Here is a 20353-nt window from a genome sequence, read left to right on the forward strand (position 1 = left end):
GACACGTAACTCGCGTGATCAGGCGCCGCACACCCGAGTTACGCCTCCAAGCACGTGAGTTACGTCTTCAATCACGCGAGTTGCGCCTTAGGGCTCAATAGAAGCGCGGCGGGGTGAGTTGCGAAAGCCACTTTCGCAACCTTCAACGTTGCGAAAGTGGCTTTCGCAACGTCCGTGGAGCCACAAGCAGGCCGTCGAAGCTTTCGAGAGTCCCGGGTCGTAGCTGTACTCCCGCTTGAAGCGCGTGAAGGCCCCCATCCCGAGGGAAGGGGGCCTTCACGCGCTACTGGCTACTTCTTCCAGATGATCGGGTCGTCCTTGTACCCGTCACCGTCGTTGAACTCCGCGCCGCCGACCTCGCCACCGTCCCTGATGGCCTGCAGCTCACAGGTCTCGTAGGTCGCGCCGGCGGTCTTGAAGTCCTTCTTCGCCGACTCGGACTGGCAGTTCGGGGTCTCGCCGGTGATGATCACGCCGGTGCTCTTGTTGTTCGGCCCGACCGCGCGCATCCGCACCGTGCTGTAGGTGAGGTCCGTGCCGCCGACGTTCTCCACCGTCATCCGGATGTACACCGGAGTCATGCCCTTGGCCTTCTCGCCGTAGGAGGCGAGGTCTTCCTTCGGGCCGAGCTCGATCGCCTTGACGGTGATCGCGATGGTGCCGGACTTGTCGTTGCCGTACTTGAACGGGACGACGGCGCGTTCGCCGACCTTGAGTTCGGTGCCGGGCGCGGTGGCGTCCGCGTTCGAGACCGGGACGGTTCCGCTGGTCGCCGGCGAGGACGCGGGAGCCGACGTCGGTGCGGGCGACGGCGCGGGAGCGGGGCTGCCGCTCTCTTCCTTGCCGCCGCAGGCGGAAAGGAGCAGCACGGCGGCGCAGCCGGTGGCGGACAGGGCGATGCGGTCGAACTTCATGAATCTCCTCGGACTCCCCGCCGAATCCTGCTCCGGCGTTCTCGCCACGCACCGTAGTTGATGATGGAGTACATCGGTGTGGTCCATTCGCACCAGGGGAGGTCACGAATCGGTTACGCTTATCGGCCTAATGGGTGCGAGTTCACTTCTTCCAGGTGATGGGGTCGTCCTGATATTCGCCGTCCCCGAACGTCACGCCGCCGACTTCATCGCCGTCCTTGACGCCTTGGGTCTTGCAGGTCTCGTAGGTCGCGCCCCGGGTGGTGAAGCTCTCCGGCGCGTCCTCGCCTTTGCAGGCCGACGTGGCGTTGGCCATGAGTACCTTGGTGCCCTTGCCGTCCGGGTTCACGGCGCGCACCGACACCGAAGTGTCGGCCAGGTCCGTGCCGCCGACGTTCTCGACGACCATCCGGACGTAGACCGGGAGTATTCCCTCACCCTTGTTCTTGAAGTCGGCGAGATCCTCCTTGGGACCGATCTCGACCGACTTGACGGTGATCGCGATGGTGCCGGACTTGCCCGCGTCGCTGAACGGGACGACGGCGCGTTCGCCGACCTTGAGTTCGCTGCCGGGCGCCATGGTGCCGTCGGCCCGGACGGTCTTCCCGCCCGCTTCCTCGCCACAGGCGGAGAGCAGCAGCGCGGCGGCGCAGCCGGTGGCGATCAAGGTGGTACGGGCGGACTTCATGGATCTCCTCGGACTCCCGCCGGACGAACTCCGGCGTGCTCGTCACGCAACGTAGTCGCAACCGGAGGGGATCCGAGTGGTCCGTTCGCACCACGACCGATCACAAATCGCTTACGCCGATCAGCCCGTCTTGGATCGCCCTCGCGACGAGCGCGGCCTTGGTCGGCGCGTCCCTGCCCATCTGGGCGTACTTGACCCGGATCCGCTCGAGATGCGAGTTGACCGTGTTCGGCGAGATCCCCAGCCGGTGCGCGACGAAGTCCTTCGACTCGGACTGGAACCACTCGATGAGCACCTCGGTCTCGCGCGCGGAGAGGGCGGGACGCCGCTCGGAGCGGTCCCCGGCCATCGCGCCCGCCAGCGACGGCGGCGTGTACGACCGGTCGGCCGCCGCCGCGCGCACGGCTTCGAGGATGTGTTCCGCGCCTTCGGATTTGGTGATGAAGCTGAGCGCGCCCAGTTCGAGACACTGCAGGACCGTCTCGTCGTCGGCCCGCATCGAGTAGACGACGACGCGGCGGCCTGCCTCGGTGAGCCGTCGCAGATCGCCCATCGCCGGGGTCGTGCTGTTCAGGTGCAGGTCGAGGATGACGACGTCGGCCCCGGCGCCCTCACCGATCCACGCGGCCCGCACGTCCTCGCCCTCGGCCACGACGGTCACCGGCGGTGTGCCCGACGACAGCCAGTGCACGACCCCGGCCCGTACGGCCGGATGGTCGTCGACGACCACCGCGGTCAATTCGGTCGCGAACGCCATTTCGCCTCCATCCACGATCGTTCTCCCAGTGCGTGCCATTCGACGTCGACGGCGCCCGATCCGTTCGCCGTCCGCCCGGGTTCACCGTCCGTGATCGCCGCGACGCGGATCTCGTCGTCCGCGCGCAGGACGCTGACCCTGGCCTGAGTCCGCGCGGCGGCCAGCGCGGTCATCAGCGGACCGGTCAGTTCGCGGCGGACGGAGGTGGGGACGGGCGCCGCCTCGCCGCTGACCGCCAGCGTCACCGTCAAACCCCGCCGCTCGGCGAGATCGACGCAGGCCGAGACCTCGTGCAGCAGCGGGTCGGGGACGTCGTCGTTCTCCGCGAACAGCCGTCGTAGCTGGGTGGCGGCGAGCGCGCAACGCTGCCGGACGGCGTCGTCACGCGGGTCCAGGGTGCGGTCGGCGAGTCCGGCCAGCAGCGGCAGGGTGGCGCCGAGTTGCCCGGCGAACCGGCTCCGCTGGTCGGCCTCCCGCTGCTGGGCGAGCGCTTTGCGGTGCGCCTGCCGGTCGCGTTCGGCCGAGGCCTCGGCGGCTTCGCCCGCCCGCCGGTTGACGACCCTGATCAGCGCCAAGGTCGCGGCCTGGAAGGTGAGCACGCTGAGCCCGGCGATCACCACGCTGCCGATCTCGCCGCGATCGGTGGGCACGGCGCCGAACTGCCGGACGAAGGTGAGCGTCATCTGGAGGACTAGCGCGGCCATCGCGACCGCGGGACGGTCCAGCAGCAGCACCAGCAGATGCCAGCCCGCGAGACCGGACGCCCAGTCCGCGTCGCCGAGGAGCCGGTCCGGGGGCAGGGTCCAGATGGCGACGGCGGACGCGGCGATGACCACGATCGAGCCCGCGAGCGCGACCGGCCAGGGGACCGGCTTCCAGCGCAGCACCCACCACGCCGCGACGACGAGTACGCCGGCGAGCGCGGCGAACGCGATCTTGCCGGGGGTGTCGTCCAGCCGGGTCAGGCTGAGCCCGAGCTGGATCGCCGCCGTCGCGAGCAGTACCGCGATCCGGCAGCCGCCGAGCACCCGGTCCGAGGTCTCGTTCATGCGGGCCACACCAGTTCCACCGTGGTCCCCGCGCCGGGCGCGGAGGTCACCTCGGCCCTGCCACCCGCCGCGGCCATGCGTTCGACGAGCGAGCCACGGACACCGCGCCGCTGGGCCGGGGTCTTCGCCGGGTCGAAACCGCGGCCTTCGTCCCGGACGGTCACGCGAACGCCGTCTTCCACCGTCAGGCTGGCCTCGCCGACACCGGCGTGGCGATCGACGTTCACCAGCGCCTCACGCACGGCGCGGACCATCGCGAGCGCCGCGGACGCCGGGATCGGCGCGATCGGAGACCAGCGCGCCTCGACCTTCACCGGGCTCTGCGCGAGCACGCCGCGCAACGACGTTTCGAGATCGACCACGCTGCCGGGACCGGATTCGCCGGTGAGGATCGCGAGATCGCGGCGAGCGTATCCGGCGACCTCGGCCGGCTCGGTCGTTTCGCCGCGCTGGGCCACCGTGAGAAACGTGGCCGCGGCCGTGTCGTGCAGGACGGCCAGATACTCGCGTTCCTGCAGCCGTCGTTGCACGGCAAGGGATTCCTCGCGGGTCAGCCGGGCCTGGCGCTCGCGCAGATCGTCGATCCGGCGGGTCGTCCGCGACAACAGGAGGAAGGCGACCCGCGCGAGGGTGGCCTCGATCAGCACGCGCACCACCACCCACGAACCGTCCTCGAAACCGAGGGGGATCACCTCGATCGCCAGCAGGCAGGCGATGGCGGGCACGGTGATCTTCGGCGGCCATTCCCATTGGAGGGTGATCGCGGTGATGGTGAGGACGTTGAGCGCCCACTGGTTCAGCTCGGCCGGTTCGGGCGCGGTCAGGAACTGGGTGCCGCAGATCGCCGCGGCGCGGACCAGCGTCAGCGCGAACGCCACCGGCCTGCCCCGGCCGGTCTTCCCCACGAGGTGCTCGGCCACGGCGGTGACCAGGGCCAGCGCGAGCAGCCCGAACGCGAGCGGGAGCGCCCCGGACGGCGTGGCGAGCACCCCGAAAACGCTGATCACCAGCAGCCCGGCACCTCTGGCCGGGCCGGCGAACCGGCCGACCACCCGCGAGAACTCCGCTTCGACGGAGGTCTCACGATCGGATGACACGACAGCAGTCAAGCAGATGCCTCAAGCGTGCGCAGGTCCAGTACCCGCCAGGTCAGGGATTCGTCACAGCACCCCCTCGGATCCGCGGTCCCACGTGGAATTCACTTGTCCGGACAACACCGGAATTCCAAGAACGGGGTGGGTCACCCGCCTCGCCCGGTCGGGGGTAATTCCGGATTCCGATTGTGTTCGCACGGTCGATGGGCACAAGAATCGCCGCATGCGTGCAAGGCGATTCGCCTCTCTTTCCGCCGGTGCCGCCGCCGCGGTGTGCGTGGCGGCGCTCGTGGTCACCGACGGCGCGGTCGCCGCCCCTTTACCGGGCGGACTGGGACCCTGCGTCGGACCGGCCTGTCCGACCGAATACCCGCCCGTGAACAACAAGGATTACGCGGGCCGGGACAACGGCATCAACGTCTATGTCGGCGGCGAATTCCAGGTACGGGAAGCCGCGGCGGAAGCCGAAGGGCGGGTGGTCGTCCTCGGTGATTTCGACATGGCGAAACGAGCGGGCGCGTCTTCCGTCTACAACGTCGGCATCGCGGGTGTCGGGTCCCGCGTCCCGCCACCGGACGGCGCAGACTTCCTGACCACCGGAGGGAACGTCAGTGTCGCGGCGGACCAACGTCTGCTCGCGGACGGCGGCGTCGTCCGGCACGCGGGAACCGTCACCGGGACGGTGACCGGCAAGCTCGAAAAGGATCCTGACGCGGCGAAACCTTATGTGGGCCTGCGCGAGGATCTCCGGGTGGCCAGCAAGTGCTACGCACGCGAGGGCACCACGCCGCGTCCGGCCACGGGTACGGCGGTCAACCAGGGATATCGCACCCTGTTCACCGGGGACGGGAAATCCGCGCTGCAGGTGTTCACCGTGGACTTCGACCTGACCGGCGCCACCGGGGGCATGCAGGGGATCGAATTCGAGGGCATCCCGGCCGGGGCGACGATCCTGGTCAACATGGTGGGAGCCGCCCGGACGATCAACACCTACACCGGCGACCTCAACGACCAGGATCCGCTGAACAAGCTGCGCGAGCGGCTGCTGTGGAACTTCCCGGACGCCACCAGCGTGAAGATCGCCGGTGGCGCCCAGTTCCAGGGGAGTGTGCTGATCGGCGAGCCGGGAAGCACCGCGACCGTGACCGCCTCCGGGATGAACGGCCGCTTCTTCACCACGGGCTCGCTGGTGCACACCTCCGAGGCGACGGGCGGTGGCGGGCAGGAGTTCCACGCCTACCCGTTCAACGGCGACCTGCCCGAATGCGGCAGCACACCGACCACCACGCCGAGCAGCTCCACGTCGTCTTCGTCTTCGTCGAGCTCGGCCACGACGAGCAGTTCGCCGACGAGCAGCAGTTCGACCACCACGAGCAGCAGCACCACGACCAGCAGCACCACGACCAGCAGCACCACGAGCAGCAGCAGCTCGACCACGACCAGCGCCACGTCGACCAGCCCGACTTCGGCCACCTCCACGTCGGTCACTTCGACGTCGACGGCGCCCACCTCGGCCACGTCGTCGAGCCAGACGAGCACCAGCTCGGCGTCGTCCAGTTCGTCCAGCAGCGCGACGTCTTCGAGCCCGACGAGCAGCAGCTCCACCTCGTCGTCGAGTTCGAGCAGCACCGCGCCGACCACGACCAGCAGTACGTCGACCACGACCCCGGGGCCCGGGGTCACGGTGACCACCACGACCGGACAGCCGGGCGCTCCCGCGCCGGGCGGCGGGCCGTCCGACAGCGGTCCGCTGGCCTCGACCGGCAGCGAGGTCCGGGGCCTGCTGGTCTCCGGTCTGTTCCTGCTCCTCGCCGGGGGTGCGCTGGTGGCGCTCACGATCCGGTCGAGGCGCCGCGAGTCCTAGCCGAGGGCGGTGTCGATGACGTCGCGGCGGTCCACCAGCAGGGCCTCCGCGGCCGTCCGGCCCGTCGCGGCCAGATAGGCGTCGACGAGCCGGTTGCCCGCCGCGTACCCGGCGCCGGTCGGCAGGCCGACGGGTGTGCCGCCGTAGCGGGCGGCGGTCTCGTCACCGTGCACCCACGCCGTGAAGTTGTGCATGCCGGTGATCTCCAGCCCGGAGACGACCTTCGCGAACACGGCGTCGTCGTGCAGATGAGGCACCCCGATGCGGGCGTAACCGAGTTCGTCGCCGTACAACTGGCGGGCGAACGCGTCGGCCAGACCCTCGGACACGATCTGCTCGCCGACGGTGACCGTCGCCGGATCCCAGATCACCCCGCCGGGGCTGTAGCGCAGGTTGTGGTTCAGCTCGTGGACCGCCGTGGCCTCCAGCCGCGCCAGGTTCTCCGGATACGGCCAGAAGTTGAGGTGGATGTAGCCGGACACGCTGCCGTTCGCCGTCATCCCCAGATTCGAGCCCATGAAGTGCTCGTCACCGGGGTCACCCAGCACGGTGAGGACGGTGATGTCCGGGACCGTCAGCCCGGGCGTCGCGGCGAGCTGGGCGGTGAGGGCGTCGTCGAGCGCCCGCTGGATCCGGTTCCAGGCGTCCGCTTCGTGGAGGGCTTCGAGTGCCTCCAGGCAGCGCTCCTCGTCGCGGTCGAGCGGGAACCCGGAACTCATCGCGTGCATCGCGACCAGGTCCACCTCGCCGGGGAAGTAGCGGTACATCCCGGCGGCGGGTCCGGCCATCGCCTTGAGCATCGCGGCGCGGTCCGCCCGCGGCGCGCGCAGGATGGCTCGCATAGCGGGGTAGGTGTCGAGAACGGTGATCGTCATGGAAGGGACGGTAAAGGCTCCAGTGGGTGGAGACTCAAGTCCGCGTCGGCGGGGCGGTCCGCTCACCTGGCGAGGAACTCCGCCACCGCTTTCCGCCCGGCCTCGCCCGGTTCCCGGTTCTGGATGGAATGCGCCGCGCCTTCGACGATCACGACTTCGCCCCGCGGCGCCGCCTTCGCCTCCTCGTATGCCCACTCCATCGGTGTCGACAGGTCGCGGTCGCCGTTGAGCAGCAACACCGGGACGTCCGGAAGCCGCCCGCCGGGATTCGAGTTCGGCGGGACGACCGGCCACGGGAGGCAGGTCCGGACGAACCCGACCCCGGTCGCGACAGCCGGGCTGAACGGCCACGTGTCCCGGCCGGTCAGTCGCTTCTCGGTCAGTTGCAGTAGCGGTTCGCGGGCGAAATCCGGCGTTCCGGCGTCACCCCAAGGGAAACGCATGTCCGCGCACAGTGTCGCCGCGTGCAGGCCCGAACTGAACGACGTGAGCGGGTCGCCGCCGGACGCGAGATCCCGCAGCAGCGAGTCGAGTTTCGCGGTGTTCCCGCCGCGCGCGGTCCGCAGCGCGGTGATCAGATCCGTGCCGAGCGCCGACGGGTCCCGATAGCTCGGATCGGCGAATTCGTAGGTGACGATCATGTCGAACAGCGCGACACCGGCCGCGGTGTCCCGGTTCCGGGCCAGCCACGCGAGGTCCTCCGCCGGATCGGAAGCACAGGCCGGTGGCTTGGCGCAGGCGTCACGCAGGACGCGCGCGGTCGCCTTCAGCGCTTGGAGGTACAACGACTGTTCGGCCGTCGCGTGGTGGGGGAGCGCCGAGTCGAGGATCAGTTTCGAGACGTTGCCGGGATGCGCGATGGCGTACCGCGCCGCGGTGAACGAACCGTAGGAAACCCCGTCCACCACCATCTTCCGCGCGCCCAGCGCCCGGCGGAGCAGATCGAGGTCGGCGACCGTCGCGTCGGTGCCGTAGAAGCCGGCCTCGCCGCTGAGGATCGCGGCACAGCGCGTGACCGCTTCGCGGGTGGGCGGCTCGATGTCGGAACTGCCCACCTGGGCCTGCAGATCCGGGCAGTCGAGGGCGTTCGCGCCGGTGCCCCGCTGGTCGATCATCACCAGCCGGTGGTCGGCGAACACCGCCGGCATCCGGTCGAGGAGCTTGGTGCCGAACGGCACCCCGGGCTGCCCCGGGCCGCCCGTGAGGAACAGCAGCACTCCCTTGGCCGCGTTCGCGTTGTTCGCGGTGGCGACCTGGAGGTCGAGCGTGCCCGGTGTCCGGCCGCGATGGTCGAGCGGCACGGTCAACGTCGAACAGGTGAACCGCGCGTCGTGCGCGCAGGGACGCGCGTTTTCCAGCCGTGGTCCCGCGGTCGAAGCCGAGGCCGGACCGGTGAGCCCGGCCGTGCAGGCGAGGATCGCGGCGAGAGCGAGCGTCTTCGATCGCATGGACCGATTCTGGTCAGGCGGATCCGGCGCCGCGCGGGGTTTCGCCGAAGTTGGTCCGGTCGGCGGACCCTGAGCCCGGACCAGGGAGAATCCCGGATGCCCCGGCGTCCGCCCGCTTCTAGCGTCGTGATCATGATCCGACGGCTACTCCTGACGGTGCTCGCCGGCGCGGCGGTCCTGCTCGTGCCCTGGACCGTCTACCTCGCGCACACCCTGCCCGACCGGTACGACACCGGCCAGTGGCGCGCGGCCTGGGTCGGATTCGACGTCGCACTTCTGCTCTGCTTCGCGGTCGGAGCGTGGCTGGGGATGCGCCGCCGCCGGACGGCCGTGCCGCTCCTGTCGGCGACTGCCGCGATGCTGTGCTGTGACGCGTGGTTCGACGTCGTGCTCGGCTGGACGTCGGCCGAACGGTGGACCAATGTCGCGCTCGCCGTCTTCGTCGAGATCCCGGTCGCCGTGGTGCTGGCCTTCGCCGCACGGCGGCTGTTGAGCGACGCGCTGCCACGGCGATCGGTCACCTTGCGGGACATCGAGCTGCGAGACGATCCGCGATACCAGTGGATGACGCGTGAGCTACCCGGCGACACGGAGACGGTCGCGCGCCGGACGGGCCTGGCGCGCGCCGAAGTCACCGAATGCCTGAACACTTTGCGCGACAACGGTTTCGTCCGGCGCGATCGGAAGGGGAACTGGATCGCGATCCCGCAAGATCTGCGGGAGCCGCGGTCGGAGGACTACGACGGCGCGGAGCGGGAGCGGGTCGTGGCGTTCCTCGACGAGAAGTACGCGAACGAGGTCGCCCTGCTGTCCTGGGCCGCGGCGCACCGTGACGACTTCGGCCCGTGGGCGACGGCCCAGCGCACCTCGACACGTCTGACCGAGACCGAGTTCCGTGAGCTGGACGCGGAGTACCGCGAGCTGATCGCGCGGTACTGCCGGCGCCGTCGTCGTCCGGTGGCGGGCGAGAAGGAGCTTTCCGTGCGCTTCTACGCTTTTCCGCCGCCGGAGACCGTCCTGGCCTGAGGCTCGTGGTCCTGAGTGGCGTTGCGGATCAAGTCGAGGGTGCCCTAGCTCCTCGGCCCGGCCCGGTCTGGGTTCGGGCGGCGGTGTCGCGAAAGCCACTTTCGGGACATCAGACGTCGCGAAAGTGGCTTTCGCGACACGGTCGCCAGGGCCCCGGGCGCGGGCTAAGGATGCCGCCAGGCCAGGAACGTCTCCAAAGTGGTCAGCCGATGCTCCCGCACGGCCAGTTCGATCTCCCCGGCGGGCGCGTTCCGGTCGAACAGGTCGAGGATCTTCTGGTGCTCCCGCACGGATTCGTGCGCGCGGCCGGGGACGAAGCTGAACGTCGACGTGCGCAGTCCGGCCAGCCGGTTCCAGCCGCGGTTGACCAGATCGAGCACCTGCGGATTGGGGCACGTGCCGAACAGGACGCGGTGGAAGTCGCGGTTCAGCGCGGTGAACCGCGACGGCTCGAAGTTGTCGAGACACGCCGTCAGTTCCGCGTTGAGCCCCTTGGCCTCCTCGAGCGCCTCGCCGGGCAAGGACGGCGCCGCCAGCGCGGCGGCGTAGCCCTCGACCAGCGCGAGCGTCTGCATGGTGTGCTGGTAATCGCTCTCGTCCGCCATCGCGACCTGCGCGCCGATGTTGTGCTCGTAGGTCACCAGGCCCTCGGCCTCCAGCCGCCGGACCGCCTCACGCACCGGCACGGTGCTGACACCGAGTTCCTGCGCGATCTGCCCGAACACGAGGCGGTAGCCGGGGGAGAAGGTGCCGTCGTCGATGCGCGCCTTGATCCAGTGGTAGGCGATCTGCGACTTGCTCTTCGCGGTCCCGTTCACCGCGTCGCCCGCGGTCACGAGTAGTGCAGCCAAACGGATTTGATCTCGGTGTAGGCGTCGATCGCCCACGGCCCCATCTCCCGGCCCCAGCCGGAAGCCTTGTAGCCGCCCCAAGGCGCGGCCATGTCGGGGATCGGCGGCATGTTGACGAACACCGCGCCCGCCCGGATGCCGTTGGCGAACCGTTGCGCCACACCCAGATCGCGCGTCCACACGGTGGCCGCGAGCCCGTATTCGGTGTCGTTCGCGCGGGCGAGCAGTTCGTCCGGGTCGTCGTAGGCGGTGACGGCGAGCACCGGGCCGAAGATCTCCTCGCGCATGATCGTCATGTCGTCGGCGACACCGGCGAACAGGGTCGGGGAGTAGAAGTAGCCCTCGCGATCGACGGGCTTGCCGCCGGTGACCAGTTCCGCGCCCTGCTCGTTGCCTGTCGAGACGAGGAAGTCCACGTGCTCGCGGTGTTTCGCGGACACGAGGGGGCCGAGCTGGGTGGATTCGTCCAGCCCCGGCCCGAGCTTGAGGCCTTCGAGCCCGGCGGCCAGTTTCGCGACGAACTCCTGTTCACGCTTGCGGTCCACGAAGAACCGGGTGTACGCGGCACAGACCTGCCCGCTGTTCAGGGTGGCGCCCGCGAGGTTCCCCGCGACGGCGGCGTCGATGTCCGCGTCGCCGGAAATGATGCTGGGCGCCTTGCCGCCGAGTTCGAGGGTGAGGCGTTTGAGGTTCGATTCCGCGCTGGCGGCCGTGATCAGCTTCCCGACCGCGGTGGACCCGGTGTAGGACAGATGGTCGACGTCGTCGTGCCTGCTCAGGAGCGCGCCCACGGCGCCGTCGCCGGTGACCAGGTTGACCACGCCCGGCGGGAACCCGGCCTCCTGCACCAGCTCCACCAGGCGGATGCTGGTCAGCGGCGTCACCTCGCTGGGCTTGATCACCACGGTGTTGCCGGTGGCCAGTGCGGGCGCGAGCTTCCACACCAGGATCATCAGCGGGAAGTTCCACGGCGTGATCAGCGCGTTCACTCCGACCGGCTCGCGGCGGGTGTAGTGCAGCGTGTCCGGGAAGGACACCGGGTTGGTGGTGCCCTGGATCTTGGTCACCCAGCCCGCGAAGTACCGGAGGTGCTCGGCCGCGCCGGTGACGCTGACCTGGCGCGAGATGCCGATCGGCTGGCCCTGGTCACGTGTCTCCAGCGCGGCCAGTTCCTCGTGACGCTCGTCGACCAGCGACGCCAGCTTGAACAGCAGCGCGGCCCGCTGGACCGGCAGCAGCCCCGCCCAGGCGGGGTCGTTCAGCGCCTTCCGCGCGGCACCGACGGCGGCGTCGACGTCGGCGGCCGACGCGGTGCCGACCTCCTCGATCACCTGGCCGGTGGCCGGATCGTACGTCGGCAATGACCCGCCTCCCGCGGCGGTCCACTGTCCGTCGATGAACAGGCGTGTGGCCATGGCTAGCTCCTCCTCGACCGGTGTGTGATCGAGTATCGGGCGCCACGAGGTCCCCGGTCTTGCCCGCCAGGGCACGCCGATTGTCGGCCAGCGAACCGAATCCGCCGGACGCCGCCGCGCCTTGCGAGGGTGGGGGACATGGACGTCATCGTGGTGGGAGCGGGTTCGGCCGGTTCGGTGGTCGCCAGGAGACTGGCCGATTCCGGGGCGTGGGTCACGCTGCTCGAAGCGGGCGGGCCGGACACCAATCCGGCCATTCACGACCCTTCGCGGGCCGGGGAGCTGTGGCACGGCCCGGAGGACTGGGACTACTACACCGTGCCGCAGCCGCACGCGGCGAACCGGCGGCTTCACCTGCCGCGCGGCAAGGTCCTCGGCGGATCGCATTCCCTCAACGCGATGATCTGGGTGCGCGGCGCGCCTGCCGACTACGACGGCTGGGACCTGCCCGGCTGGCGGTGGGACGACGTGCGCCCGGTCTACGAACGGATCGAAAAGGATCTGCTCGACGTCGTGCCGAACGAGCCGTTGCACCCGATCCAGCAGTCCATTGTGGACGCCGCTGGGCAGATCGGCCTGCCGTTCAATCCGGACTACAACGGCGGCGAGCTCGACGGTGTGTCGGTGCAGCGCGTCACCACACGCGACGGCAAACGCCTCAACACCTGGCTCGCCTACGGGCAGCCCGTGGCCGAACGGATGACCGTCCACACGGGAGCGCTGGTCCACCGGTTGCTCTTCGAGGGCGACAAGGTGACCGGCGTGCTGGCCGAGATCGACGGCGAACTGCGCAAGGTCTTCGCCGACGAGGTCGTGCTCGCCGCCGGCGCGCTGGCGTCCCCGGCGATCCTGCTGCGCAGCGGGGTCGGCCCGGTCGACGAGCTGGAAGTGAACGGCATCGAGGTCGTCGCGGAACTGCCGGGCGTCGGGAAGAACCTGCACGACCATCTGCTGTCGCCGGTCATCTTCGCGACCGATCGCCGCCAGGTCGATCCGCCCGCGCCCGGCCGCTCGGTCACGCAGACCCATCTGTTCTGGCGCAGCCGCCCCGGCCTGGCGGTGCCCGACACCCAGCCGATCCACTTCAGCGTGCCGATGTACGAGTCGTGGATGACCGGCCCGGAGACCGGGTTCTCGCTGATGGCGGGCATGGTCACGCCGCGCAGCCGGGGCAGCCTCCGGCTTTCGGGGCCGAGCCCGCTCGACGAACCGCTGATCGACCTCGCCGCGCTGAAGGATCCGGCCGATTTCGAAAGCCTGGTCGCGTCGGTGGAGCAGTGCCGGGAGATCGGCCGCGCGCCGGCGCTGGCTGGCGACTGGGGCGCCCGTGAGCTGTATCCGGGGCCGGACGCCGACGTCCGCGAGTACGTCCGGCGGACCGCGATCACCTACCACCACCAGGTCGGGACCTGCCGGATGGGCACGGACGCCGACTCCGTGGTCGATCCGGAACTCGCCGTGCACGGGATCAGCGGGCTACGGATCGCCGACGCGTCGGTGCTGCCGCGGGTGACCACGGGCAACACCAACGCGCCGGCGGTGCTGGTCGGCGAGCAGGCCGCCCGGTTCATGCTCGGCCGATGACGCGGCGCAGCCAGGAGGCCCGGGCGGCGAGCGCGGCCCGGGTCACCTCGCTGTCCGGGGCGATCCGGTCGAAACCGTGGTACGCGCCCACCCAGACGTGCAGTTCCGTGGGCACGCCGGCCTGCCAGAGCCGCCGCGCGTACTCGACGTCCTCGTCGCGGAAGATCTCGGCCGCGCCGACCTCGATGAAGGCGGGCGGGAGTCCGGCGAGATCGGTCGCGGTCGCCGGAACGGCGTACGGCGAGGTCTGTCCATTCAGGAGGGAACGCCAGCCGAATTCGTTGGCGGCCCGGCCCCACACCCCGCGCTCGGCGAATTCCACCGTGGAAGCGGAGTCGTTGCCGCTGTCGATCATCGGGCACAGCAGGAGCTGACCGGCCAGCGCCGGTCCGCCGCGATCCCTGGCCAGCAAGGCGATCCCCGCGCTGAGCCCGCCTCCCGCGCTGCCGCCGCCCACGATCAACCGGCCAGGGTCGAAGCCGAGTTCGCTCGCGTGCTCGACCATCCAGGTCAAGCCCGCGTAGCAGTCTTCGATCGGCGCCGGATGCGGATGTTCGGGGGCGAGCCGATAGTCCACCGTCACCGCGACGAAGCCGAACTCCTCGACGAGGGCGACCATTCTGGGCAGGTCGGCGAACCGGTCGTCCAGCACCATCCCGCCGCCGTGGATGTTGTAGAACCCCGGTGCGTCCTCGGCGTCCCTCGGCTTGACGACCGTGACGACCACCTCGGTGCCGGGGACTTCGTGATCTTCCCAGACGAGATCCCGGTCGCCGATCGCCTCGGCACAACTCAGGTTCCCGTCGGCCAGCGCCCGCCGGATCTCCGCCAGCGATCCGGCGTCCAGCGTCGGCCCGGAAGGCAGCCCGGCCAGTGCTTCGGCGAGTTCGGGATCGAAGGCCGTCACGGTCCCTCCGGGTCGACGACGCCCCGGTCGGCCCAGTACGGCTCGACGAGCTCGCGGAGCTGTTCCGCGCCCACGCGCTCGACGAGGTCGACGGCGCCCAGGTTGTCCTTGAGCTGCCGGGTGCTCGTCGCGCCGAAGAGGGTGGTCGTGTTGGCCGGGTGGGTGAGGGTGAAGGCGAGACACAGCTGCGCCGGTGTCGCGTCCAGCCCGGCCGCGATCTTGGCCAGTTCCGGCGCGGAGGCGGCGATGCGTTCGCGGATGTCGCCGGGGTCGCGGCCGACCTGGCGCGCGCCGCTGTTCTTGCCCAGCAGGATCCCGCCTTCGAAGATGTCCGACGACTGGAGCGTCACCCCGAGCTCGCCGAAGACCTTACCGAAGGGTTCACCGTCCGGAATGGAGCGTCGCGCGACGCTGTACTTGAGCTGCGCGATCGCGGGCCCGGGCACGTTCTCGGCGGCGGCGAAATCGTGCAGTGCCCGGATCGTGGTCGCGGACCAGTTGTTGACGCCCCACTGCCGGATGAGCCCGGCTTCGCGGAGTTCGTTCAGATCGAGCACCAGCCGGTGCAGATCGGTGTCGTCGTTCCGGAGATCGCCCAGCACCACCAGATCGGCGCGGTCGACGCCCGCGCGGAAGAGCGCGTTGTCCAGCTGGCCGCGGAGATCGTGCTCCGGATACCCCTCCAGCCAGAGCTTGGCCGAGAACAGGTAGTCCTCCCTGCGCAGCCCGGCCGCGCGGACCATCGCGGAGAACAACACGTCGGTGAAGACCGGTGCGGCGCCGGGGAAACCGTAGACGCCGACGTCGAAGAGCGTGATACCGGAATCGACCGCCGTGCGGACGAGGTCGACCGCCTCGCGGAAGTCCATCCGGTCGTAGGTGTGCCAGGAGCCGAGCGAGAGCACGCCGGTGAGCGGGCCGTCGCGGCCGATCCGGCGCTGGGGGATGGTCATGGATTCTCCTAGGGGAGACGGGGATCGATGACGGCTTTGAGTTCGCCGAGCCGGGACATCGACTCGACGCTCCGCGAAGCTCGGGAAAGACCGACGGGCGGGCTGAAGAGTTCGTCCCACGGCAGACGATCGGCGAACGTGCGGAAGAAGTCCACCGAGCGGTGGTAGTCGGCGATGTCGCCGTTGAGGGATCCGACGACCGTGAGTTCCTTGCCCATCACGGTGCCCAGTGCCACGGGGGAAGGCGCGGGACCGGTGGAACCGACGATCGCGATCGTCCCGCGCTGGGCGGCGAAGGCGACGGCCTCCTCGCCGATGGTCGGCCCGCCGGCGAAGTCGAAGACGTGGTCGGCGCCCCGGCCGCCGGTGAGTTCCTTGACCCGCTCGACGCGGTCTTCGACGCTGCCGCCGACCGGGATCGTCGCCGTGGCCCCGAAACGCTCGGCTGTCTTCAGCCGGTCGGCCGGTCCGCCGATGGTGATCACGTCACCCGCGCCGGAGATCCGCGCGACCGCGGTGGCGAACACGCCCAGCGCGCCCGCGCCCTGGATCACGACGGTCGCACCGGGACGGATCCCGTCCGAGCGCGAGACGGCTCGCAACACGGTTTTGCCCGCACAGCCCGACATGGACGCCCAAGTGTCCTTGACGTCGTCGGGCAGGAGCAGCTTCGCCGCGCCAGGAGTCACGTAGCAGTACCGCACGAGGCCGCCGGTGGCGTACGGGAAGACGTCGGAACGCTGAAGGAAGCCGTATCCGCGCTTCTCGCAGGCGACCGGCTCGCGCAGGATCGTGCAGCCGTAACACTTTCCGCAGGTCGACTCGGACCAGCCGATGCGGTCGCCCTCGGCGATCTCGCGGCCGAGCGTGTCGGTGGTGCCCGGACCGACGGCCACCACCTCGCCGACCATTTCGTGGCCCAGCACCATCGGGAGCATGCCGGGGAAGGTCATCTGGCCGGACCAGAGGTGCACGTCGGTGCCGCACAGGGTGGTGCAGGTGATCCGGACCAGCGCGGCGCCCGGTTCCGGCTCCTCGGGAAGCGGGAGTTCCCGCAAAGTCAGCGCGGAGCCGTGTTCGGTGAGCACCGCCGCTTCGGTTCTGTTGACCATCTTTTTAGTCTACAGTCGTAGGAGAAAAAGTCCAGATCCTGGAGGAAACCATGCCGTCGCACCATATTCGCCCCGCTTCGCTCGTGGTTCGCGGCGGCCCTGTGCTCACCTTCGACCCGGCGGGCACCGTCGTTCGGGCGATGGCCGTGCGTGACGACAGGATCGTGGCTCTCGGCGATGTCGCGCTGGACCACATCGGCTCGGAGACCGAGGTGATCGACCTGGCGGGGAGAACCGTCCTGCCCGGGATCAACGATTCGCATCTCCACGCGACCTGGCTCGGCGCGCGGTGGCCGGACACGCTCATCGGCGGCGCCGGATTCACCGGGGGAGAAGAGAAAACCGTGCGCACCGCGGCCGAACGACGGGCGGCCATCCTGCGTGCGGGCGAGCTGTGCGCGTCACTGGGCATCACGAGTTACACCGAACCTGGTCTGGGTCCTGGCGAGACAGGCTGTTTCAGTGCCGAGGTCCTGGAGGAGTACGCGACGTTGGCTTCGGAAGGCCTTCTGCGAGCAAGGGTGACCGCGTTGCGGCTGTTCGGTCTGCTCGACGGTGCGAGTTCGCTCGAGGACTTCCGGCGTGGGCTCGCGACTCCGGCTCCGGCCGCGAATCCGTTGTGGCTCACCGTGCCCGGTGTGAAGGTCTTCGCCGACGGCATCCCGCCGATGCGGTCCGCGTGGACGCACCATTGCTACGCCGACGGCTCGCACGGTGCGCTGCTCGTCGATGGCGCCGACGATCCGGATCGCGCGGGCAACCTCACCGCGATGATCCGTCTCGCCCACGACGCCGGGATGACGGTGGCCGTGCATGCCACAGGGGATCGCAGCATCGAGGCCGCGCTCGGCTCGCTTCGCCGCGGAGACCACCTGGTGCACGGCGATCTGGTGACGGCGGATCAGCTCGCGCGCATGGCTTCGGCGCGCGTCGGTCTGACCACGCAGCCCGCGATCGCCGTGGCGATGCGGGGAATGCTGGCGGACGCGCTCGGTGCCGAGGTCGGTGCTCGCGCCTGGCCGCTGGCGGAAATGCTGGACTCGGGGGTTCCGCTGACCTTGAGCAGTGACGCGCCGGTGGTGACTCCTGACTGGCGGGTGCACATCGCGGCGGCCGCCCGGATGCTGGACGCGTCCGAAGTGGACGCCGAGCTGATGGCCCGGTTCCTGCGCTGCTACACGACCGCGGGCGCGGAGCAGGACGGTGGGGCCGGCTGGAAGGGATCGCTGACCGTGGGCCGCGTGGCGGACTTCTGTGTGCTGGCCGCGAACCCGCTTGAGGTCGCATTCGCGGACCTGCCGGACGTCGGTGTCGAGCTCACCGTGTCCGGCGGCCGCGTCGTGTACTCAGGTGAGCAGCTGCCCGCCGTCGACCTGGAGGCTCACCCCGGTGAGATGGCCGGCGTCGGCGGAGGCGAGGAACAGGACTGACGGCACCACGTCGGCGACGGAAGCGATGGTTCCCAGGGGGATCCTCGCTTCCCATGCCGCGCGGGCGGCGGTGTCCGAGGCGAAACCGGCGGTCATCGGGGTGAGCACCGGGCCCGGTGCGACGGCGTTGACGCGGATTCCGTGCGGCGCCAGTTCGAGCGCGGCGGAGCGGGTGAGCGCCTCGACGGCCGCCTTGGTGGCTTCGTAGTGGCCGAGCCCCGGTGTCGGCTGGCGGGCGCCGATGGAGGTGATGTTCACGATGGCGCCTCTGGTGCCGGCCGCCAGCATGTGCGCGCCGACCGCGCGGGTCATCAGGAAGGTGCCGCGGAAGTTCACCCGCATGCACAGATCGAAGACGCCGATGTCCAAACCCACCAACGGCCCGCCACCCCCGGCGAGACCCGCGTTGTTTACCAGGACCTCCACCGGGCCGAATCGGTCGGTGATCAGCCCCAGCGCCGCGTCGACCGAGCCGGGGTCGGAGATGTCGAGTTCGACGTGCTCCGCGCCGAGTTCTCCGGCCAGGTCGTGCGCCGCGCGGACGTCCACGTCGGCGATGACTACACGATCGCCCGCGGACTGGAAGGCTTCGGCGACTCCGCGGCCGATGCCACTGGCACCGCCGGTCACCATGACAAGTCTCTTGTTCATTCTACGATCGTAGACTAAAACTGGTTTCCGTTGCCAGCGAAAGGAAATCTCGTGAACGAGAAGCAGAACGGCCTCGGCTTCGCCACCTCGGCGCTGAGCCTGGGATCCTGGAACACCTGGGACCGCATGGACTTCGAGGACGCGGTGCGCCTGCTCCGGTCCGCGATCGATTCCGGGATCACGCTTTTCGACGTCGCCCACTACGACATGGGGCCCCATTCCGAGCAGTCGCGCACGGATCTTCTCTTCGGGGAAGCCGTGCGCGCCGCCGGAATCGAACGCGACGAATACCAGCTGTGCGGGAAGCTCTGGCTTTGGGACTACCCGAACACCGGGTTCGCCGAGCAGCTCGCGACCTCGTTCGACCGTGTCGGCGTCGACCGCGCGGAAGCTGTCGTCGTCGGCGACTACTTCGAGCGCCCGGACATCCCGCGGATCGTCACCGAGGTGGCGGAACAGATCCGGCTCGGCCGCTTCGACGTCTGGGGCGTGAACAACTGGCAGGCCGCGGACCTCGACCTCGCCCTGGAATTCGCCGCGCGCGAAGGTCTTCCGGCTCCCCGTTTCGCTCAGCTGAAGTACAGCGTCGTTCGCCGTTCGATGGCCGAGGGTTCCTTCTACGGCAGGCATTTCGAGGCCGGGCTGCTGGCCTTGCAGGCGTCGGACGTGTTCGAGGGCGGGGTCCTGCTCGGCAAGACCCCTTCGCGGAAGATCGGTGCGGACCCGGGTGGTATCCGGGAGTCGATCCGCGCCGTCGCCACACGCGTCGCCGCTGTCGCCGGGGACTTCTGGGTGAGTCCATCGCAGTTGGCGCTGGCGTTCTGTCTCGCGTACGAGCCGGTGGCGAACGTGCTGTTCGGCGTGAGCCGTCTCGCGCAGCTGGAAGACAACTTGGGTGCCGTCGCGCTGGCCGCCGCCCGGGGTGCGGAGGTGCGGGCGGCGCTGGAGGACCTGTGGCTGGACCGGGAAGTGGCCGCGGACGGAACCTTCTGACCCCCCGGGTGGCGTGTCGCGAAAGCCACTTTCGGGACCTCTGGTGTCCCGAAAGTGGCTTTCGCGACGCCACCGAAGCCGTGGTCACCTAACCGAGGAACTCCAGCACCGCGGCCTTGAACTCCGGGCTCCGCAGTGCCCCGCCGTGGTCCCCGGGTACCCGCACCAGCGAGGATCCCGGCACCAGCTCCACCAACGTCTCGATGCCCTGGCTCACCGGGTCCTCCACACCCGCCACGAAGCGGGTCGGCACGGAGACGGCACCGGAAACCGGGGCGAAAGGCTCCGCCCGCAGGTCTTCGATGCATCGCGCGAGCGCGGCCGGATTCCGCCCCGGCGCGGTGATCATATGCGCGATCATCCCCGTCAGCGGATCCGACGGCGCCTTGCCGCCACCGGCGAAGGCCAGCGCGGCCGCGACGTCGACGGCACCGAACGGCTCGAAGGGGCTCACGCCGGCGAGTACGAGCCGCCGGACCGGCGCCTGCGCGGGCAGCTCCCAAGCCAGCCGGGCTCCCAGGGAATAGCCGACGACGTCCACTTCGGACAGATCCGAAACCAGCCGGCTCAGCTCGGAAGTGATCGCGACGGCACCCAGCGATCCCGACGGGGCCGGGCTGGAGCCGTGCGCGGGAAGGTCCGGTATGAGCACCTCGCGGCCCGCGGCGGTGAGCGCGGCAGGCCACCCCGTGGTGATCCAGTCGGTGTGTCCGTCGGAAGCGAATCCGTGCACCAGCAGCAC

General features: G+C 69.8%; 19 protein-coding genes. 5 read left to right on the forward strand and 14 right to left on the reverse strand.

Features of this window, described 5'->3' with window-relative positions; translation table 11 throughout:
• Nucleotides 1-290 precede the first annotated feature (290 nt).
• The 5 genes from ACZ1DY_RS20275 to ACZ1DY_RS20295 form a co-directional block, all read right to left on the reverse strand.
• Entirely contained in the window at nucleotides 291-914 is a 624-nt protein-coding gene (locus ACZ1DY_RS20275; RefSeq protein WP_257487199.1) for a hypothetical protein, read from the reverse strand.
• A 142-nt stretch (nucleotides 915-1056) separates the two neighbouring features.
• The gene (locus ACZ1DY_RS20280) at nucleotides 1057-1602 is read right to left on the reverse strand and encodes a hypothetical protein (RefSeq protein ID WP_465485368.1); all 546 of its coding nucleotides are present in this window, start codon (nucleotides 1600-1602) and stop codon (nucleotides 1057-1059) included.
• Between the two features lie 100 nt (nucleotides 1603-1702).
• Nucleotides 1703-2359 carry a response regulator transcription factor gene (locus tag ACZ1DY_RS20285; RefSeq protein WP_126732207.1) on the reverse strand — a complete coding sequence of 219 codons (657 nt, stop codon included), beginning with the start codon at nucleotides 2357-2359 and terminating at the stop codon, nucleotides 1703-1705.
• On the reverse strand, nucleotides 2338-3408 hold the full coding sequence (locus ACZ1DY_RS20290; protein WP_465485369.1) for a histidine kinase: 1071 nt from the start codon (nucleotides 3406-3408) through the stop codon (nucleotides 2338-2340). Before ACZ1DY_RS20290 ends, ACZ1DY_RS20285 begins: the two co-directional genes overlap by 22 nt.
• Nucleotides 3405-4505 carry a sensor histidine kinase gene (locus tag ACZ1DY_RS20295; protein WP_257487196.1) on the reverse strand — a complete coding sequence of 367 codons (1101 nt, stop codon included), beginning with the start codon at nucleotides 4503-4505 and terminating at the stop codon, nucleotides 3405-3407. Before ACZ1DY_RS20295 ends, ACZ1DY_RS20290 begins: the two co-directional genes overlap by 4 nt.
• A gap of 220 nt (nucleotides 4506-4725) precedes the next feature.
• On the opposite strand from ACZ1DY_RS20295, the gene ACZ1DY_RS20300 reads away from it, so the two are divergent.
• The gene (locus tag ACZ1DY_RS20300; RefSeq protein ID WP_465485370.1) at nucleotides 4726-6366 is read left to right on the forward strand and encodes a choice-of-anchor A family protein; all 1641 of its coding nucleotides are present in this window, start codon (nucleotides 4726-4728) and stop codon (nucleotides 6364-6366) included.
• Here ACZ1DY_RS20300 and ACZ1DY_RS20305 read toward each other — a convergent pair.
• On the reverse strand, nucleotides 6363-7241 hold the full coding sequence (locus ACZ1DY_RS20305; RefSeq protein WP_465485371.1) for a DUF2268 domain-containing putative Zn-dependent protease: 879 nt from the start codon (nucleotides 7239-7241) through the stop codon (nucleotides 6363-6365). The two genes, ACZ1DY_RS20300 and ACZ1DY_RS20305, sit on opposite strands and share 4 nt — an antisense overlap.
• Nucleotides 7242-7303: 62 nt before the next feature.
• Nucleotides 7304-8689, reverse strand: a complete 1386-nt coding sequence (locus ACZ1DY_RS20310; protein WP_465485372.1) for an alpha/beta fold hydrolase — start codon at nucleotides 8687-8689, stop codon at nucleotides 7304-7306.
• 132 nt (nucleotides 8690-8821) lie between these two features.
• On the opposite strand from ACZ1DY_RS20310, the gene ACZ1DY_RS20315 reads away from it, so the two are divergent.
• Nucleotides 8822-9715: a helix-turn-helix domain-containing protein gene (locus ACZ1DY_RS20315; RefSeq protein WP_465485373.1), complete on the forward strand. Its 894-nt coding sequence runs from the start codon at nucleotides 8822-8824 to the stop codon at nucleotides 9713-9715.
• 164 nt (nucleotides 9716-9879) lie between these two features.
• Here ACZ1DY_RS20315 and ACZ1DY_RS20320 read toward each other — a convergent pair whose 3' ends face one another.
• The gene (locus ACZ1DY_RS20320) at nucleotides 9880-10551 is read right to left on the reverse strand and encodes a GntR family transcriptional regulator (protein ID WP_465485692.1); all 672 of its coding nucleotides are present in this window, start codon (nucleotides 10549-10551) and stop codon (nucleotides 9880-9882) included.
• Entirely contained in the window at nucleotides 10548-11981 is a 1434-nt protein-coding gene (locus tag ACZ1DY_RS20325; RefSeq protein ID WP_126732200.1) for an aldehyde dehydrogenase family protein, read from the reverse strand. The genes ACZ1DY_RS20320 and ACZ1DY_RS20325 overlap by 4 nt, the downstream gene beginning before the upstream one ends.
• 138 nt (nucleotides 11982-12119) lie before the next feature.
• Here ACZ1DY_RS20325 and ACZ1DY_RS20330 point away from each other — a divergent pair, with 138 nt between their 5' ends.
• Nucleotides 12120-13565, forward strand: a complete 1446-nt coding sequence (locus ACZ1DY_RS20330) for a GMC family oxidoreductase (protein ID WP_465485374.1) — start codon at nucleotides 12120-12122, stop codon at nucleotides 13563-13565.
• Here ACZ1DY_RS20330 and ACZ1DY_RS20335 read toward each other — a convergent pair.
• From ACZ1DY_RS20335 to ACZ1DY_RS20345, 3 genes are read right to left on the reverse strand one after another with little or no spacing between them, the layout of a single operon-like run.
• A complete protein-coding gene (locus tag ACZ1DY_RS20335; protein WP_465485375.1) occupies nucleotides 13549-14472 on the reverse strand; it encodes an alpha/beta hydrolase in 924 nt (307 codons plus the stop codon). The two genes, ACZ1DY_RS20330 and ACZ1DY_RS20335, sit on opposite strands and share 17 nt — an antisense overlap.
• Complete coding sequence (locus ACZ1DY_RS20340) at nucleotides 14469-15425, reverse strand: aldo/keto reductase (protein ID WP_465485376.1); 957 nt, start codon at nucleotides 15423-15425, stop codon at nucleotides 14469-14471. Before ACZ1DY_RS20340 ends, ACZ1DY_RS20335 begins: the two co-directional genes overlap by 4 nt.
• A gap of 8 nt (nucleotides 15426-15433) precedes the next feature.
• Nucleotides 15434-16537 (reverse strand): zinc-binding dehydrogenase, encoded by a 1104-nt coding sequence (locus tag ACZ1DY_RS20345; protein ID WP_465485377.1) that lies wholly within the window; start codon nucleotides 16535-16537, stop codon nucleotides 15434-15436.
• A 50-nt stretch (nucleotides 16538-16587) separates the two neighbouring features.
• Here ACZ1DY_RS20345 and ACZ1DY_RS20350 point away from each other — a divergent pair, with 50 nt between their 5' ends.
• A complete protein-coding gene (locus tag ACZ1DY_RS20350; protein ID WP_465485378.1) occupies nucleotides 16588-17967 on the forward strand; it encodes an amidohydrolase in 1380 nt (459 codons plus the stop codon).
• Here the strand turns inward: ACZ1DY_RS20350 and ACZ1DY_RS20355 are convergent.
• Nucleotides 17884-18600: an SDR family NAD(P)-dependent oxidoreductase gene (locus ACZ1DY_RS20355; protein ID WP_126732274.1), complete on the reverse strand. Its 717-nt coding sequence runs from the start codon at nucleotides 18598-18600 to the stop codon at nucleotides 17884-17886. The genes ACZ1DY_RS20350 and ACZ1DY_RS20355 overlap by 84 nt on opposite strands.
• Before the next feature lie 69 nt (nucleotides 18601-18669).
• Between ACZ1DY_RS20355 and ACZ1DY_RS20360 the strand changes: the two genes are divergently transcribed.
• Entirely contained in the window at nucleotides 18670-19611 is a 942-nt protein-coding gene (locus ACZ1DY_RS20360) for an aldo/keto reductase (protein ID WP_465485379.1), read from the forward strand.
• A gap of 88 nt (nucleotides 19612-19699) precedes the next feature.
• Here ACZ1DY_RS20360 and ACZ1DY_RS20365 read toward each other — a convergent pair whose 3' ends face one another.
• Nucleotides 19700-20353, reverse strand: coding sequence for an alpha/beta fold hydrolase (locus ACZ1DY_RS20365; protein WP_465485693.1), 654 nt, complete (start codon nucleotides 20351-20353; stop codon nucleotides 19700-19702).

This window comes from Amycolatopsis sp. PSD-21 (assembly GCF_055561455.1).